The organism is Pseudomonadota bacterium, assembly GCA_018823285.1.
Taxonomy (GTDB): domain Bacteria; phylum Desulfobacterota; class Desulfobulbia; order Desulfobulbales; family JAGXFP01; genus JAHJIQ01.
This window is the reverse complement of the sequence record JAHJIQ010000048.1, coordinates 1-16,020: the sequence shown is the minus strand read 5'-3', so window position 1 is coordinate 16,020 and position 16,020 is coordinate 1. Positions and strand designations below refer to the sequence as shown.

16 protein-coding genes and 1 other RNA gene are annotated in these 16,020 nt (G+C 51.2%); 11 read left to right on the top strand and 6 right to left on the bottom strand.

The window, feature by feature from the left end; genetic code table 11:
* Positions 1-72: 72 nt before the first annotated feature.
* The 9 genes from KKG35_11740 (at position 73) to KKG35_11700 (ending at position 6,856) form a co-directional block, all read left to right on the top strand.
* Entirely contained in the window at positions 73-348 is a 276-nt protein-coding gene (locus KKG35_11740; GenBank protein ID MBU1738798.1) for a hypothetical protein, read from the top strand.
* Between the two features lie 202 nt (positions 349-550).
* A complete protein-coding gene (gene tadA / locus KKG35_11735; GenBank protein ID MBU1738797.1) occupies positions 551-2,347 on the top strand; it encodes a Flp pilus assembly complex ATPase component TadA in 1,797 nt (598 codons plus the stop codon).
* Between the two features lie 115 nt (positions 2,348-2,462).
* Entirely contained in the window at positions 2,463-2,924 is a 462-nt protein-coding gene (smpB, locus tag KKG35_11730) for an SsrA-binding protein SmpB (GenBank protein ID MBU1738796.1), read from the top strand.
* A gap of 59 nt (positions 2,925-2,983) precedes the next feature.
* Positions 2,984-3,343: a transfer-messenger RNA gene (gene ssrA, locus KKG35_11725) on the top strand.
* Between the two features lie 185 nt (positions 3,344-3,528).
* Positions 3,529-3,897, top strand: a complete 369-nt coding sequence (locus KKG35_11720; GenBank protein ID MBU1738795.1) for a hypothetical protein — start codon at positions 3,529-3,531, stop codon at positions 3,895-3,897.
* A complete protein-coding gene (locus KKG35_11715; protein ID MBU1738794.1) occupies positions 3,851-4,174 on the top strand; it encodes a hypothetical protein in 324 nt (107 codons plus the stop codon). Before KKG35_11720 ends, KKG35_11715 begins: the two co-directional genes overlap by 47 nt.
* A gap of 2 nt (positions 4,175-4,176) precedes the next feature.
* Positions 4,177-5,088 carry a M48 family metallopeptidase gene (locus tag KKG35_11710; protein ID MBU1738793.1) on the top strand — a complete coding sequence of 304 codons (912 nt, stop codon included), beginning with the start codon at positions 4,177-4,179 and terminating at the stop codon, positions 5,086-5,088.
* Positions 5,085-6,062 (top strand): calcium/sodium antiporter, encoded by a 978-nt coding sequence (locus tag KKG35_11705; GenBank protein ID MBU1738792.1) that lies wholly within the window; start codon positions 5,085-5,087, stop codon positions 6,060-6,062. Before KKG35_11710 ends, KKG35_11705 begins: the two co-directional genes overlap by 4 nt.
* Before the next feature lie 44 nt (positions 6,063-6,106).
* Positions 6,107-6,856, top strand: a complete 750-nt coding sequence (locus KKG35_11700) for a methyltransferase domain-containing protein (GenBank protein MBU1738791.1) — start codon at positions 6,107-6,109, stop codon at positions 6,854-6,856.
* 125 nt (positions 6,857-6,981) lie between these two features.
* Here KKG35_11700 and KKG35_11695 read toward each other — a convergent pair whose 3' ends face one another.
* Entirely contained in the window at positions 6,982-8,112 is a 1,131-nt protein-coding gene (locus KKG35_11695; GenBank protein ID MBU1738790.1) for a VanZ family protein, read from the bottom strand.
* Positions 8,113-8,204: 92 nt separating this feature from the next.
* Here KKG35_11695 and KKG35_11690 point away from each other — a divergent pair, with 92 nt between their 5' ends.
* Entirely contained in the window at positions 8,205-8,573 is a 369-nt protein-coding gene (locus tag KKG35_11690; protein MBU1738789.1) for a PilZ domain-containing protein, read from the top strand.
* Between the two features lie 105 nt (positions 8,574-8,678).
* Here the strand turns inward: KKG35_11690 and KKG35_11685 are convergent, their stop codons facing one another.
* The 5 genes from KKG35_11685 to KKG35_11665 all read right to left on the bottom strand — a co-directional run bounded on the left by KKG35_11685 (position 8,679) and on the right by KKG35_11665 (position 14,777).
* Positions 8,679-9,677, bottom strand: a complete 999-nt coding sequence (locus KKG35_11685) for a GDP-L-fucose synthase (protein MBU1738788.1) — start codon at positions 9,675-9,677, stop codon at positions 8,679-8,681.
* Between the two features lie 6 nt (positions 9,678-9,683).
* The gene (gene gmd / locus KKG35_11680; GenBank protein ID MBU1738787.1) at positions 9,684-10,820 is read right to left on the bottom strand and encodes a GDP-mannose 4,6-dehydratase; all 1,137 of its coding nucleotides are present in this window, start codon (positions 10,818-10,820) and stop codon (positions 9,684-9,686) included.
* A gap of 123 nt (positions 10,821-10,943) precedes the next feature.
* Positions 10,944-11,957: a UDP-glucose 4-epimerase GalE gene (gene galE, locus KKG35_11675; GenBank protein ID MBU1738786.1), complete on the bottom strand. Its 1,014-nt coding sequence runs from the start codon at positions 11,955-11,957 to the stop codon at positions 10,944-10,946.
* A 17-nt stretch (positions 11,958-11,974) separates the two neighbouring features.
* Positions 11,975-13,303, bottom strand: coding sequence for a nucleotide sugar dehydrogenase (locus tag KKG35_11670; protein MBU1738785.1), 1,329 nt, complete (start codon positions 13,301-13,303; stop codon positions 11,975-11,977).
* A 178-nt stretch (positions 13,304-13,481) separates the two neighbouring features.
* Positions 13,482-14,777 (bottom strand): glycosyltransferase family 4 protein, encoded by a 1,296-nt coding sequence (locus tag KKG35_11665; GenBank protein ID MBU1738784.1) that lies wholly within the window; start codon positions 14,775-14,777, stop codon positions 13,482-13,484.
* 216 nt (positions 14,778-14,993) lie between these two features.
* Here KKG35_11665 and KKG35_11660 point away from each other — a divergent pair, with 216 nt between their 5' ends.
* Positions 14,994-15,827: a sulfotransferase domain-containing protein gene (locus tag KKG35_11660; protein MBU1738783.1), complete on the top strand. Its 834-nt coding sequence runs from the start codon at positions 14,994-14,996 to the stop codon at positions 15,825-15,827.
* The last annotated feature ends 193 nt before the right edge of the window (positions 15,828-16,020 follow it).

Below are 16,020 nucleotides of genomic sequence, written 5' to 3'. Positions count from 1 at the left end.
TTATGAGGCGGAATAATGAGAGTGAATAGATTAATCCTTCAGGCTCCCGCGTTGATTTTGGTCTTGACTGTTATGATCCTTGTTTCTGTGACTTCAGGATGGAGCGGGACAAAGATTGATCCGGAAAAATTCGAGCGGCGGGGCACCATTTTGATGATGGACAAAAACAGAATCGTGATTGATGATATGGATTTCCGTTACGAGTCTGGGACTAAATTCTACTCCCTGGACGGCAAGCAGATCGGCAGTGGATATTTTGCCAAAAATATGCCGGTGGGATATGTTTTGAAAGACGGGACCGATAATGTGATCTCAATGATCGGCAAGATCAAACAGGTAAAGGAATAATCTATCAGAGGCTCGTGGGTCAAAAAGAAGATGAATGTGAGGGCCGTGGTCTGCCGATTGGTATGGATTGGAGTTAAAACGACAGATATTGTTCCGGGCAAATATTGATAATTTTCGTAGTGCTATCCGGTCTGATCCGACTGATCAGACCGGATGATTTTTTTGAGCGGCAGTTTAGACGATTGGTCTGTATAGTATGACTATGGGCAAGATGAACGACACATCATACCTTTTCTCCCTCCTTGAGGCGGATCAGCTGATTTCTGCAGAACAGAGAGAAATGCTGGAAAAGAAACTTCCCCATCAGAAGCAGCTTTTATTGCGTGAACGACGCAAGGCAAAAAAAGGTCTCGGCAAGGTTCGGGAACCGGATCTGGTTGAGGTGATTGTCTCGCTGAACCTGCAGATCCCCGGTGAAAATCCTCAACCACTGACCGAGGAGCTGATCATCCGGGCAGTGGCGGCAGATATGAACATGCCCTTCAAGAAGCTCGATCCGCTTGAACTGAATCTTGATATCGTCACCAAGACCTTTCCGAAGAATTATGCGTTGAAACACCTCCTCTTGCCCTTTGCGATCAAGGATGGTGTGCATGAGGTGGCTGTTTATGATCCGGCCAAGCGTGAGACTCTTGCTGAAATTGAACGGGTCTACAAGATAACCGTAAGACCTTACCTGAGCACGCGGAGCGATATCAGTCGGATGCTGGCCGAATTCTTCGGTTTTCAGTCATCAATTTCCGCTGCGGAAGATCATCTGGCCAAGCCGACCATCGATCTTGGCAATCTTGAACAGTTCGTGAAAATCGAACGCGGCGGGGAGATCAACTCCTCCGATCACCATATCACCAGCGCAGTTGATCATCTTTTCACCTACGCCTTTGACCAGCGGGCGAGTGATATCCATATTGAGCCCAAGCGGGACAAGAGCAATGTCAGGTTAAGGATTGACGGGATCCTCCATACTATTTACAGCCTGCCGAAAGCGGTGCATTCCGCAATTGTCTCTCGGATCAAGACCCTGTCAAGGCTTGATATAGCCGAAAAAAGACGTCCCCAGGACGGCCGGATCAAGATCGATCATGAAGGAAAGGAGGCGGAGATTCGGGTCTCTACCATCCCTGTTGCCTTTGGCGAGAAGGCGGTCATGAGGATTCTGGACCCCGATATTATGTTTCAGGATTTGTCGTCCATCGGCTTTTCGGAAAGAGACCTGGCCGTCTATCAGGAGTTCATGACCGCCCCGCACGGGATCGTGCTGGTTACCGGGCCAACGGGGAGCGGTAAATCGACGACTCTTTATTCAACGCTCAAACAGGTGTCTTCGGCGGAAAATAATGTGATCACCGTTGAAGACCCGGTCGAGATGGTCTGTGAGGAGTTTAATCAGATCGCGGTCCAGGCCCAGATCGAGGTAACGTTTTCAACGATTTTAAGAAACATCCTGCGCCAGGACCCGGACATTATCATGATCGGCGAGATCCGCGACCTGGATACGGCGGTCAACGCCATTCAGGCGGCGTTGACCGGGCATCTGGTTTTTTCCACCCTGCACACCAATGATGCGGTTTCCTCGATCAGCCGCTTGAAGGACCTTGGCGCCCAGGAGTTCCTGATCGGCTCGACATTGCTGGGGGCCATGGCCCAGCGGCTGGTCCGGCGAATCTGCCCGCATTGTCGGGAGAAGTATAAGGTCTCCGGTGATATTCTGCGCAGCTTCGGTTTTCCGGCTGAAGGGCAGGGGGATATTGAACTGCAGCGGGGTAAAGGGTGTATTCATTGCCGGGGTACCGGTTATCTCGGCCGGTGCGGGGTTTTTGAGATTTTTCCGGTGTCCGACACCATCAACCGGATGATCTGTACCGGAGTGTCGGAGAATGAGATCAGAGCCCAGGCAATCAAAGAAGGAATGACCACCCTGAAAGAAGATGCCTGGGTGAAAGTAAAAGAAGGGGTGACCACCTATGAGGAGGCGGCCAGGGTGACCGGGTTGGCGTAGTGGTGTAAAGAGCTTTGCCAAAACCGGCTTATTCGGGTATATTTGCGGATGTTCTCCCCTTGCTTGGCTGATGAAGCAGGGGGTTTTGTTTTTTTGCTTACCACAGGGTCCGGGGATGTCTGAAAAAACAGTGGCGACCAATAAAAAGGCGCGTCACGATTATTTTATCGAATCGGTGATAGAGACCGGGATTGTTCTGAAAGGGCCGGAGGTCAAATCCCTGCGGGCCGGCAAGGCGAACCTGAAGGACGGCTACGCGAGGATCAAGAACGAGGAGCTTTTTCTCTACGGGGTCCATATTTCGCAGTACAGCCACACCACCCACGAGATCCCGGACCAGGTAAGAGTCAGAAAACTCCTGGTCCATAAACGGGAGATCCGGAAGCTGATTGCCAAGACCCAGGAAAAAGGATTTGCCCTTGTGCCGCTTCGGATATACTTTATAAGCAGCGGCAAGGTAAAAGTGGAGCTCGGACTCGGTCGCGGCAAAAAGCTGTACGACAAAAGAGCCACCCTCAAGAAAAAAGAGGGCGACCGCGACATGGAACGGGCCATGGTTGATCGAAAAAGAGGCTGATGCGGGGTTGAAGTTTTGTCATTCTTAATTCTGCATTCTTAATTCTTAATTCTAAATATGGGGATGAAACGGATTCGACGGGGACATATAAGCTTGGGCTGCATGTCGAGTTCTGATAACTCGTTAAACTGTCAGACTTTAAACATAATCGCAGACGATTATGCACACGCTGTAGCAGCTTAACCTGCTACCGTTCACCATAACCCCCTCCCACGGGGTTTTGATTGAACGTCGCTAATGTGGGATAGCCTGTCGGCTGCGACTGCCGGCTGACGGGCGAAAACAAAGCAGGATAGTGTCGGAAATTCTTGTTCTGGAGATGCTCTGACACGATAAAAAAAACTTGTACAGGACTAAACATGTAGACGCCTGCAGGGGAGTGTTTTCGGACGCGGGTTCGACTCCCGCCATCTCCACCATTTGCAAAACCTCGCCCATGATGTGGGCGGGGTTTTTTTATGAACGAAAGGGGAAGCCGCGCAGCAGCATACAGAAATACCGCCTGCCCGACAAGGCCCTTCCGGGGTGACAGCCCCCCGGCACCGGCCAGGTCCCGACCAGCTAACCGCTCAAGCAGGTTCAACCTTATTCAGGAATTGACTTTATGGATACCGACGATCTGACTGAAATGGCTTGGCGCATTATGGGCAGCGCCTCCCGAGTCTCGGATACTCTAAGAGCCGAACTCGGCTCAATGGCCAGCCGGTTCAAAACCGAGGATGAATGGCTGCGAGGGGTTCGTGCTCATCTGGTGGACATTTTCGAAGATCCAGCCGAGTACGTTGACTCTTGGGATCTTGAAAACGCGGAAGCTGTTACGGCAACCATGATCGGCAGCTTTGCTGCGGAACTCCGTGATCGAGTGGATAGCATTTTGTCCACGCCAATGAACAAACGAGGCTCATGGGCACATGGTGAATTCAAAGATGCCGGAACGTATCAAACCAAGGTTCAGTCGCTATATCGGCATTGACTCCTCCGATGCTGAAACCCCGGACGCCAGTCTGAAGGAGCTTCGAGTTTACCAGGCCGGTCGCGAGTCTGCGCCGGTGGAGGTTTTTCCGTCACTGTGGAGCAAGAGCACTCCACGGGCGGGCTGCACGCTCGACCCGCACGATGCCTATGTGGCTTCCGCCTGGCTGCGACAGGCGGATATGGACGAAAACCTCGGTAAATTCCTCAAGCCGGACATGCGGCCCGCCGAATACCATGTCGCGCAGGTCGAAGGCTGGCTTCCGAGAGGAATGTGAATATGGCCAGGAACAGGAACGCGGAGAGTTTCCGCGCTTATTTCATGCTGCTTCTCATCGCATTTTCCGGCGCTCTCCCGGGATGCGAAAACACCGATATGCAACTGGCCACCGAGGCCGGGATTGATGCCTATAAAGCGGTCACTCTTTCCGATCAGGCGGTGGCGGAGTTGGCCGCGAAGTCTTCCGCGGCCATGGACAGTCGACACCGGATCGCCCCGGCAGATAGCGGGTATGCCAAGCGGTTACGGGCGGTGGTTGGTGATCTGCATGAGCAGGATGGCTACGCCTTCGATTACAGGGTGTATGTGAAGGACGAGGTAAATGCCTTTGCCATGGCGGACGGGACCATCCGGATCTTCAGCGGCCTGATGGATATGATCGACGATGGCGAGCTGCGTTTTGTGATCGGCCACGAAATGGGGCATGTCGTGAAACAGCATACCCGCAAACAGTTGCGCCTTGCCTATGCCGCCAGCGCGGTGCGCAAGGGGCTGGCGGCTCAGGATGGCGGGGCGGCTGATCTTGCCCGTTCCCAACTGGGAGGATTGGTCGAAAGGCTTATGGGGGCCCAATTCTCGCAGCTTGAGGAGAAGGTGGCGGATGACTATGGCCTGGACTTCCTCAAGGCGCATGGTCAGGCGCCGGAGAGTGCGGTTTCGGCCCTGACCAAACTTGCCGGTCTGGGCAGCGGCCATTCCTTTCTTTCCAGCCATCCCGATCCAGCCCTCCGGGCCGAAAGAATAAACCTGCAGATCCAGGGCAAGGGTCTTTCCGTCGAGGAAACCCAAGAAAACCTGCCGGGAGCGATCAAATGCCGGGCGACGGCCTGGTACAACCTATTGCGGGATTATGTCGCGGAGCTGATCAGAAGTCTTACGGGACAGGCCGGTATGAAAAAAGGAGCCGTATGACCCTTGCCTTGATCGCCTTAATTTTTGGCTTGGCACTCCTCGTCTGGAGCGCCGACCGTTTTGTGGAGGGATCGGCCTCCACCGCCCGGCATTTCGGCATGCCGCCGCTCCTGATCGGGATGGTGATTGTCGGATTCGGCACCTCCGCGCCGGAGATGGTGGTCTCGGCGATTTCCGCCTCGCAGGGCAACCCGGGCATCGCGCTGGGCAACGCCTACGGCTCGAACATCACCAACATCGCCCTGATTCTGGGAGTGACGGCCCTGATCAGTCCCATCGCCGTCCATTCGCAGGTGCTGCGCAAGGAGCTGCCCATCCTGACCTTGGTCACGGTGCTGGCGGCCTGGCAAATCAGGGATGGCGAGATCACCCGGATTGATGCCATCGTGTTGCTGATCGTGTTCGGCGGGCTGATGGCCTGGACCATCCGGCAGGGGCTGCGGAAGAAAGAGGATGCGCTGGCCAGCGAGATGGAGCAGGAGCTGGACGTCCGCGCCATGCCCATCCGCCGAGCGGTCTTCCGGCTGGTGGTCGGGCTCGCGCTTTTGATTGTCAGTTCCCGCATTCTGGTCTGGGGCGCGGTGGAAATCGCGCAAGGATTCGGGGTCAGCGATCTGATTATCGGTCTGACCATCGTCGCGGTGGGCACCTCGCTGCCGGAACTCGCCTCGTCGATTATTGCCACCCGCAAGGGGGAGCATGACATCGCCCTCGGTAACGTGCTCGGCTCCAATCTGTTCAACACCCTGGCGGTGGTGGGGATCGCCGGTTCGATTCACCCGATGACGGTAGGGCCGGAGGTCTTCAGCCGCGACATGCTGGTGATGGCCGCGCTGACCCTGTCGCTGTTCGTGATCGGCTACGGGTTCCGGGGGCCTGGTCGGATCAACCGCATCGAGGGCGCGGTTCTGCTCGCCTGTTACGCGGGCTATACGGTCTACCTGATCAGCACGGTATTCGGACAGTCCGGATAAAAGGCAATGAACACTGCTGAAACCATAATGACAAAGGAAAGACCGTGAACGATTTTCAACTGCTTATTGACCTCCACCGGACTGCGGAACGGCAAGGGCCAGGCGGGGACGCTGAAACAAAACGGGCTCTGGAACTGGGCGGACTCGACCGCTCTCGTTTGTTGAAGATCGCTGATATCGGCTGCGGCACCGGCGCATCGACGATCCTCCTGGCCAGGGAGTTGAATGCCCAGATCACCGCCGTGGACTTCCTGGCGGAGTTTCTCGACGAGCTGCAAACCAGAGCCAACGACCAAGGCGTGGCGGACCGGATCACCACGCTGAACTGCTCCATGGATGCCTTGCCTTTTGATGAAGGGGCGTTCGACGTGATCTGGTCCGAAGGTGCCGTTTACAACATGGGCTTCGAAGCCGGGGTGTCCGCCTGGAGCCGATTTCTGAAGCCCGGTGGAATGCTCATCGTTTCCGAAATCACCTGGCTTCTCGCCACGGTGCCGGCGGAGCTCCAGTCCCATTGGCAGAAGGAGTACCCGGAGATCGATGTCGCATCACACAAGATCGGACTCCTTGAGCGACATGGGTACAGTCCACAAGGCTACTTTGTCCTGCCGGTACATTGCTGGCTTGAGAATTACTATCACCCCATGCAGGATCGCTTTGAAGCGTTCCTTGAGCGGCATGGCCACAGCGAGCGGGCCAAGGCTGTCGTCGATGCGGAACGGCACGAAATAGCCCTGTATGAAAAATATCGGGACTTCTTCAGCTACGGCGTCTATCTGGCAAAAAAGGTGTGAGGCATGATCCCACCGGCGGGAGGATTGCTTGCCTGGGCGACCCTGTTCAATTTCTGTTTTGGGAACCGGACCGGCGTCCGAAAACCGGATTCGAAGTTGTTGCGGATGAGCGCGATGTGCAAGGATTAAATATCGGCCGGCAGTTCGAGTTGCCAGTTGCTTCTGCGCTTGTTTCTGAACAACAAAAAGAAAATCAGCAGGCCGGTCAGGATCCCGCCCAGATCAATACCGAAGTCATAGAGTTTCGGAGTTCTTCCTTCGGTAAAGAATTGGAGGAGTTCTGTGGTGCCGGCCAGGATCCCGGCGTCTGCCAGAATGGTGGCGACGGGGATGGTTTTTCCGCAGGTGAACAGCAGGAAAGAAAAAACTCCGAACAACAGAAAATGGCCGATCTTGCCGATCTCAGTTCTTTTGATATACACGTCATAGGGATGTTCTTCTCCGGGCTCTTCCAGGTTTTTGCCGATCATGTCGATTTTCGAACCGATGGATATCAGCACTTCCTTGCCCGTTCCCTGAAGTTGGGTCTTTGAAACGGCAGGGGCAAGTGTCCCGGCGAGAATGGCCGACAGAACGAGCAGGGTGGCGGTCGATGCAATCACGCCCGGTTTACCCGTAAAATACGGATGGAACATCCAGGCAAGGACAAATGCCCAGAGGATGAAAACGAGCGGCCTGATCGCGGTGAAGAGGGGGCTTATCGAAACCTGTTTCAGGCCCGGTTTGCGGACCCACATGTTGCCGGAAGATCTTGCCAGCTCGGCTTTAACCGACATTTTTGCAGTATCCGGAGCCATTCGGAAGACCTCTTCATAGAGTTTCCAGCCTGCCGTACCATCCAGTGACGCCGCATGATGAGGCAGTTTCTGTCCTTTCCCGGAACTGTCTCGGCGATCGAGAATCAGGCGTGCCTTGTGCCAACCCTTCGGGCCTTGGACGACATCCTGGACTTTTATATATGCCGAGAGCTTCAGGAGGGAGTCAACAGGTTGTGGGGGGAGATCCTGCCAGATGGAGATGAAGTTGTCGGTATCTTCAGAACTCAGATGCAGGATATTGCCGCTTTCAAGGTTAATGGCTCCGGTGCCCGCCGGTCTGGTTTTCCATGCCTCAAGGTTGCTGCTGAAATCATGGTTGGTGAGAAGTTCTTGGCCGATTTCTACATACCGTTGCAGAAAATGGGTGAGCAGGAACGTCGCCGTGAGGGCGGCGATTAAAATCGTGAGCCGAAAAATATGCTTGCGGGAGCGGGTCATATTGAGCAGGAGAACAGATTTTTTTATGCTTTACAAACGGTTTTTAGCGATCCTATAGTAGAGAAGGAGAAAAGGTGCATCGGGAGGTGTCTGTGGAGATAGAACCGGTCAAAGACAGTCGTCGTTTTGACAGAAAGAAACAGATCTACGATTTTGTTGGCCGCCATTGTGACAGCAGCGGCAGAGCCCGGCTTTTCAGCGGACGGACCAGCGATATTTCCCTCAGGGGGCTTGGTATCCTGATCGACAGCAAGGATGTCCCGGGTGAAGGCGATACGGTTGATGTAAGGATCAGGGTGTTTGACGATGAACCACCCCTCAAGGTTGTGGGTTTTGTCTGCTGGCGCAGGAATGAAGAGAGTGGGGAAAGAAAGAAAGCCAGACTGGGTATTGAGTTGACCGGGATGACCGACCCGGTTTATTCCTACAGGCGCTGGCTTGAGATTCTTACCTGGAACTAGGGGTGCTATGTTGCAGCTTCCTGCGGGAGATCGCATAAAGTATAAGACATCGAGTCGTGGGGAAAGCGTTCCATTTTGCCTGCGGTCAACTATTTTCGATTCTGATCAGAGCCTCAGTTCCGGAGAGGCGAGAAACCACTCATAAGTTGATTTGATCCCCTGCTCAAGGGGTATTTCCGGTTGCCAGCCAAGAGCGGATATTCTTGAGATGTCGAGCAGCTTTTGGGGTGTCCCGTCCGGCTTGCCGGGGTCAAAGACTATTTCCCCCTGAAAACCAACCACCTTCTGAACCGTTTCAGCGAGGTCCCGGATCGTGGTGTCCTTTCCGGTGCCGAGATTGATGATGGTCGGTTTGAGGTGGGTGATCAGCTCGGTGAATTTTTCTTCTTCAAGCCCCAGAAGATGGATACATCCTCTCGCCATATCATCGACATGCAGGAATTCGCGGCGGGCTTTTCCCGTGCCCCAGACCGTAACCGTTTTCTCCCCGCTGATTTTTGCCTCATGGAACTTCCTGATCAGGGCCGGGAGGACATGGGAGTTTTCCAGGTCGAAATTGTCTCCCGGACCGTAGAGGTTGGTCGGCATGACCGATAAGAACCTGGTGTGATATTGCCGGTTGTAGGACTCGCACATCTTGATCCCGGCAATTTTGGCGAGAGCATAGGCATCGTTGGTCGCTTCAAGAGGCCCGGTCAGGAGGTATTCCTCCTTCATGGGTTGGGGCGCCAGCTTCGGATAGATGCAGGAGCTGCCGAGAAACAGCAGTCTGTTGACATTATTTACGTGGCTGGCATGGATAATGTTGTTCTGGATTTTCAGGTTCTCGTAAATGAAGTCTGCCGGATAGGTGTTATTGGCATAAATCCCTCCCACTTTAGCCGCAGCGTCTATAACAAACTCAGGACGGATCTCAGCAAAGAAGGTGTCGACCTGCTCCTGGTTGAGCAGATCCAGTTCGGAGCGGGTTCTGGTGATCAGGTTGGAAAAGCCATTCTTTTCCAGTTCGCGGACCATGGCCGAGCCGACCAGGCCACGGTGACCGGCCACGTAAATTTTTGCATTCACTGAGAGGGGCAAAGAGTATTTTGTATGATATGACATGATTTTTTACTCATGAAAATCCATGGTTTTAAAACCGTGAGTTTTGCAGAGCTCATCTTTTTTGGCGGTTTCCAGGTCCGCCTCGATCATTTCCTTCACCAGCTCCGCAAACGTTGTTTTTGTTTCCCAGCCCAGCTTTTTTTTGGCCTTGGAAGGATCGCCCAGTAACGTTTCAACTTCGGTCGGCCGGAAGTAACGTTTGTCAACCCGGACAATCACATCTCCAACGCGAGGGGTTCTGCCGTTTGCATCGGGCGTTCTTTTTTGATCAAGAGCGGTGATGGTTCCGATTTCGTCAACTCCTTTTCCCTGCCAGCTTAAAGTGATGCCGATCTCTTTTGCCGCATGATCGACAAACTCTCTGACCGAGTACTGTTTCCCGGAGGCGATTACAAAATCATCAGGTTTTTCCTGCTGGAGCATCAGCCACTGCATCTCAACATAATCCCTGGCGTGGCCCCAGTCTCTTTTTGCATCCAGGTTTCCCAGGTAAACGCAGTCCTGCAGGCCCAGGCTGATTCGTGCCAGGGCGCGGGTGATCTTGCGGGTTACAAAGGTTTCGCCCCGGACCGGTGATTCATGGTTGAAGAGAATGCCATTGCAGGCAAAAATATTGTATGCCTCACGGTAGTTGATAACGATCCAGTATGAATAGAGTTTGGCAACTGCGTAAGGCGAGCGGGGATAAAAAGGGGTCTTTTCGGTTTGGGGAATCTCCTGCACCTTTCCGAACAGCTCGGAAGTGGAGGCCTGATAGAATTTCGTTTTGCCGGCCAGGCCGAGGATTCGGATCGCTTCCAGCAGGCGTAAGGCGCCTAATGCATCGGAGTTGGCCGTGTATTCAGGCTCTTCAAAGGAAACGGCAACATGGGACTGGGCGGCCAGGTTGTATATCTCGTCCGGCTGGATTTTTGCGATAATATGGATCAGGCTGGAAGAGTCGGTCAGGTCTCCATGATGGAGAAAGAATCTTTTGTTTTTCTCATGCGGGTCCTGGTAGAGATGATCGATCCGGTCGGTGTTGAACAGAGACGTCCGGCGCTTCAGGCCATGCACCTCATATCCCTTGTCCAGCAGGAATTCGGCAAGATATGCCCCGTCCTGGCCGGTGACTCCGGTGATTAACGCCGTTTTTTTCGCCATGCCTATCTCCTGTTATGGAATCTCTAGTGAACGCTATATTAAAAAGTGAGGGATGTTTTACCATAAACGTATATGGTTTTCTATCTCAAATCCGACTTGAATTTTATCAGATACCGACCAGGATCAAGATGAGTACCCATCGGGATTTTTTGATTGCCACCGCCAGGTGTCTGCACACATTTCATCAAGGCCCAGTTCCGCTTGCCAGCCGAGTTCTTTTTTGGCAAGGCTTGAGTCTCCATAAACACTGGCGACATCACCAGCCCGGCGCGGCACGATACGGTAAGGAATTTCGCAGCCGGATGTTTTGGCAAATGCATGAACCATTTCAAGGACTGAATATCCACGCCCGGTTCCCAGATTGTAAGTGATCACCCCGGGATTTTCCTGGAGCTTTTCCAAGGCTTTTAAATGGCCTCGGGCAAGATCAACCACATGGACATAATCCCGGACACCAGTGCCATCCGGGGTTGGGTAGTCGTTGCCGAAGACCAGCAATTCCTGCAGTTTGCCAACCGCGACCTGACTGATAAACGGCATGAGATTATTAGGGATACCCTTTGGATTTTCGCCTATCCTGCCACTTTTGTGGGCGCCCACCGGGTTGAAATATCTGAGCAAGGCCACGTTGAGGGACGGGTCGGCAATATTGAGGTCGCGAAGAATCTCTTCTATCATCAGCTTGCAGCGGCCGTATGGGTTGGTAACTGAGACTGGGAAATCCTCGGTGATCGGGAGAGATGCCGGATCACCATATACTGTGGCAGAAGAACTGAAAACAATATTCTTGATTCCGGTTGCAGCCATTACTTCGCAGAGAACCAAAGTGGTCGAGAGGTTGTTCTGGTAATAGCGTAGGGGGATTTGAACTGACTCCCCGACTGCTTTCAGACCTGCGAAGTGAATAACCGTGTTGATTCCTGAGTCGGCGAGGATATCTGTTAGGGCAGGTTTGTCATTGAGATCAATCTGGTGAAACTCCAACACTTGACCGTTAATTTCCTGGACCCTTTTTAATGATTCCTCACTGGAGTTGACGAGGTTGTCGACAACTACAACCTCGTGTCCCTCTGCAAGGAGTTCAAGGCAGGTGTGGCTGCCGATATATCCGGCTCCACCGGTAACCAGTACTTTCATTTTCCGATTCTTCATATTCAGGCCACAAAGAGTTTGTTGCCGGTTTCCTTGCCGGCAAAGACATTTCGGGTGTCAACGATCAGGCGAGCGTGATCAAAGATAAAGTTGTAGTCGTATGCGGAGTGGTTGGTAGCAACCAATACACAATCGGCACCGATAATGTTTTCGGCAGAAAGAGCCGTGCTGGTCAAATTGAAATTGTATTTACGAGTGGCACGGAGTTTGGGGATGTGTGGGTCGTTATAGCTGATGACCGCACCTTTATTTTGCAGAATCTCCATCAGCTTGTAAGATGGCGATTCCCGATCATCATCAACATCTTTTTTGTATGCTGCACCGAGGATCAGGACTCTTGCCCCTTTCAGGGCCTTGCCGTGTTCGTTCAATGCATCCATAACCCGCTGTACCACGAAGTTCGGCATAGCGGTGTTGATTTCGCCTGCAAGTTCGATAAATTTGGTCGGGATATCATACTCCCGTGCTTTGGAGGTGAGATAGAATGGGTCGATTGGAATGCAGTGGCCTCCGAGTCCGGGCCCAGGGTAAAAGGGCATGTAGCCGAAGGGCTTGGTTGCTGCAGCATTTATTACTTCGAAAATATCGATTCCCATTCGCAGGCACAGTATTTTCATCTCATTCACCAATGCTATGTTGACGCTACGGAAGATATTCTCCAGAAGCTTGGTGAGTTCTGCGGCTTGTGTGGAAGAGACGGGGACCACTCTGGTCATGACAATCCTGTATAGATCGCTGGCCAGTTGAAGAGAAGCGGGGTCGATGCCACCGACAACCTTGGCGATATCAGCAGTGCCGAAATCAGGGTTGCCGGGGTCTTCTCTTTCCGGCGAAAAGGCCAGGGCGAAATCAACACCTGCTTTCCGCCCGCTTTTTTCGAGGATTGGCTGGAGGACTTCAACGGTTGTTCCCGGGTAGGTGGTGGATTCCAAAATTATCAGTTGCCCCGGGCGAAGGGCTTTGGAAATTGTCTTCCCGGTATCTTTAATAAATTCAAGATTAGGCTCACGGCTGGCGGTGAGCGGTGTCGGCACGCAAATCAGGAGGCCGTCAGGTTCATTCAGTCTGCTGAAATCGTTGGTGGCGGAAAATCTGCCGGAAGTAACGTGCTCTGCCAGTTCGGTTGAGGGGATGTGTTTTATGTAGCTTTTACCTGCTGCGAGTTTAGCGATTTTGGTCTGGTCCAGATCAAAACCGATGACCTTTACCCCTTTTCGTAGAAAAGTAAGACTCAATGGCAGTCCAACATAGCCAAGGCCAATAATTCCAAGGGTCAGGGATTGATTGGATATTTTCTTGGCTAATCCGGCAAGATGGGGATGATTGGTCATCGCGTGTAGTTTCTCTTTGCATTGATAATATTGTGCTGTGTAGCAAGCGAAAGATGCGATACTAGCATGAATTTGTAATTGAAATCAAGGAGTTGTTTGTGGGGGCAGGGTGAAGAATGTAGAGGTGAGGTTTAAAAGTGGCAGGAGAGAGTAGTGGGATATAGTGGTCTTATATTGTTCAGTACTTCTTTGTTTCAACATTTTCCTTGTACAGGCGATTATACAGAGACTTATATCTCCGTGCCTGAATTTCCAAGGTGTACTCATTCTCCACTGTTTCTCGGCATTTTTTTGACATGGCGGCACGTTTTTGAGAGTCGGACAACATGCAGGAGATAGCTTCACCAAGAGCCCCCACATCAGAAACGGGAGCCAGGTAACCAGTCTCGCCGGGGCGGACCATGTCCGGAATTCCTCCAGTATCAAAACCTACTACCGGCGAACCGCATGCCATGGCTTCGAGAACAGTATTGGGTAAATTGTCCTGCAATGAGGGGATAACAAAAACATCTGCGGCACTGTAGAGATGGGATAAAATAATATCATTACTGATGTTGCCGACATGAATATGCGATATTGAGGAAGGGATGTCTGGTTTGCCCTTGCCGGCAGAAATTAATACGATGCTTTTATCTTTTTGCAACAAAGCCAGGGAATTTAACAAGAAAGAGAGGCCCTTCCTTTCATTCGTAACAGATTCAGCAATAAAAAAAATGACCTTTGCTGTTACGTCAATACCGAGCAGGGTGCGTGCCAGGTTCTTGTCTCTAGGCTTGAAAACGTGATGATCAATGCCGTTGGGAATAATTGAAAGAGGGAAGTCCTTCATAAGAGGGCTTCGGGCAACCTCCTTTCCCATCCAGTTACAAAGAGTGACAATGTGCAGGTTGTTTGCTTTAATTCGGGAGTATGCATTTTTCTTTCTGTGCCATACCTGACGTGATAAATCATTTTGCCGGGAAGAACCCAATTGCGGGCAGTGCCCGCATTCCGCTGTGAATCTATCGCAGTTGATGGTGTAATGACATCCGCCCGTGAAGGCATTCATATCGTGCAGGGTCCAGACGACAGGTTTTTGATACAGTCGAAAAAAATCGGCAATGCTGATAAAATCTCCAATCCAGTGCAGATTGACAATATCAGACACCGGCATCTGGTCCGTGATGTACTCTTTGAAGACTGTTCGATCATCGCTAAAGGGTTCCAACCCATGAGGTCTTGATCTCTTATATTTTGAAAAATCCCAAAGAATCTGTCTGAAAAAAAGAAATTGTCTGAGGCGTGTCGTGAGCTTTTCCGGGACCTTATAGTTGAATTGAATAACATGTGAATCATCGCTGTGTTTGTTCAGTACAAACACTTTTGAGTCAAGGCCTTGAGATAATAAACCAGTGTGGAGCCTGAACACCGCTCGGGCAGCGCCACCTTCAATATCATGTGTATTGAAATGAGTTACTTTTATATTTGTCATCATTTAAATCTCAAAAATATAGGCTTTATCAAATTAAAAGAAGACGAGAGGTTTTTTGTGCGATTATTAGCCAACCACAGATAAACCGATGTGTTTATAGGATGGCATGATTTGAACCTTTAGCAGAAAATCATATTTGAGACCAGAGATTCCTCCTGTATATCCGCTCATTTGCCGGTATATTAAGAAGAGGATCAACCATTTGAAGAGGGTTAATTTATGAACTTGTCAAAATATTTGATAAGAAAACTTGCCGAGTTGGGAGTAAAACGCAGGTCTTCTTCAGAGAATATTTATCATTGCTGTGTACAGAAAACTGCGAGTCAATGGGTTAGAGACGTGCTATCGGATGCCCGGATATTCAAAAATTGCGGCCTGAGAACCTTTGACTATAACCGTAATCTTCCAGCTGGCGTCAAGCCATCAATCAGGCTTACGGAAGATCGTGTCGCAATTTCTTTGCCACCCAGAACAATAGTTTCGCCGCTGTATCTCAGCTATGAGGCATTTAAGGCCATACCGAAACCACAGGTTTATAAAGCCTTTTTTGTGTCACGTGACCCACGGGATATTGTGATCTCATGGTATTTTTCCATGAAATTTTCTCATTCAACTGAATTGGGCGCTACTCATACCCATAGAAAAAAGCTCAACTCCCTGGGGATTTCTGAAGGTTTGGTTTATTGCTTGAATGCACAGGCTGAATATGGCGTTTTCGATGCCCTGAACTCATGGATTGATGCTCAAAGTGATGATTCAAAGGTGTTGCTGACAAAGTATGAGGATCTTACTGGTCCGGGTCAAATTTGTGAATTCAAAAAACTCTTATTTCATTTGGATATTGAAATGTCAGAAGCTACTTTGCGTGCTGTGCTGGATGCGCACTCATTCAAAAAAATGAGTGGCGGAAGAAATCAGGGAGAATTCGATCAAAAATCCCACTTCCGGAAAGGAATATCTGGTGATTGGAAGAATTATTTTGATTCCGGCCTCTCCGATTTATTGGATGAACTTTCAGGGAATGTTGTCGAAAAATTGGGTTACGGAAGATGAATGTTTAATGATGGACAGATAGTTATACGTTTGCAAAAAGTAAAGAGCTCATCTTTCCGGGTTGACTCAACATGCTGGATTTTCGGCCATTGTTAAGGATAAAGTGCTGCTTGTTTGGATGAACTCTATGGCAGCACCCATGATTGCATCAAGCATGGCAACAATTACATCTTCTGCAAATTCACCTGAACTG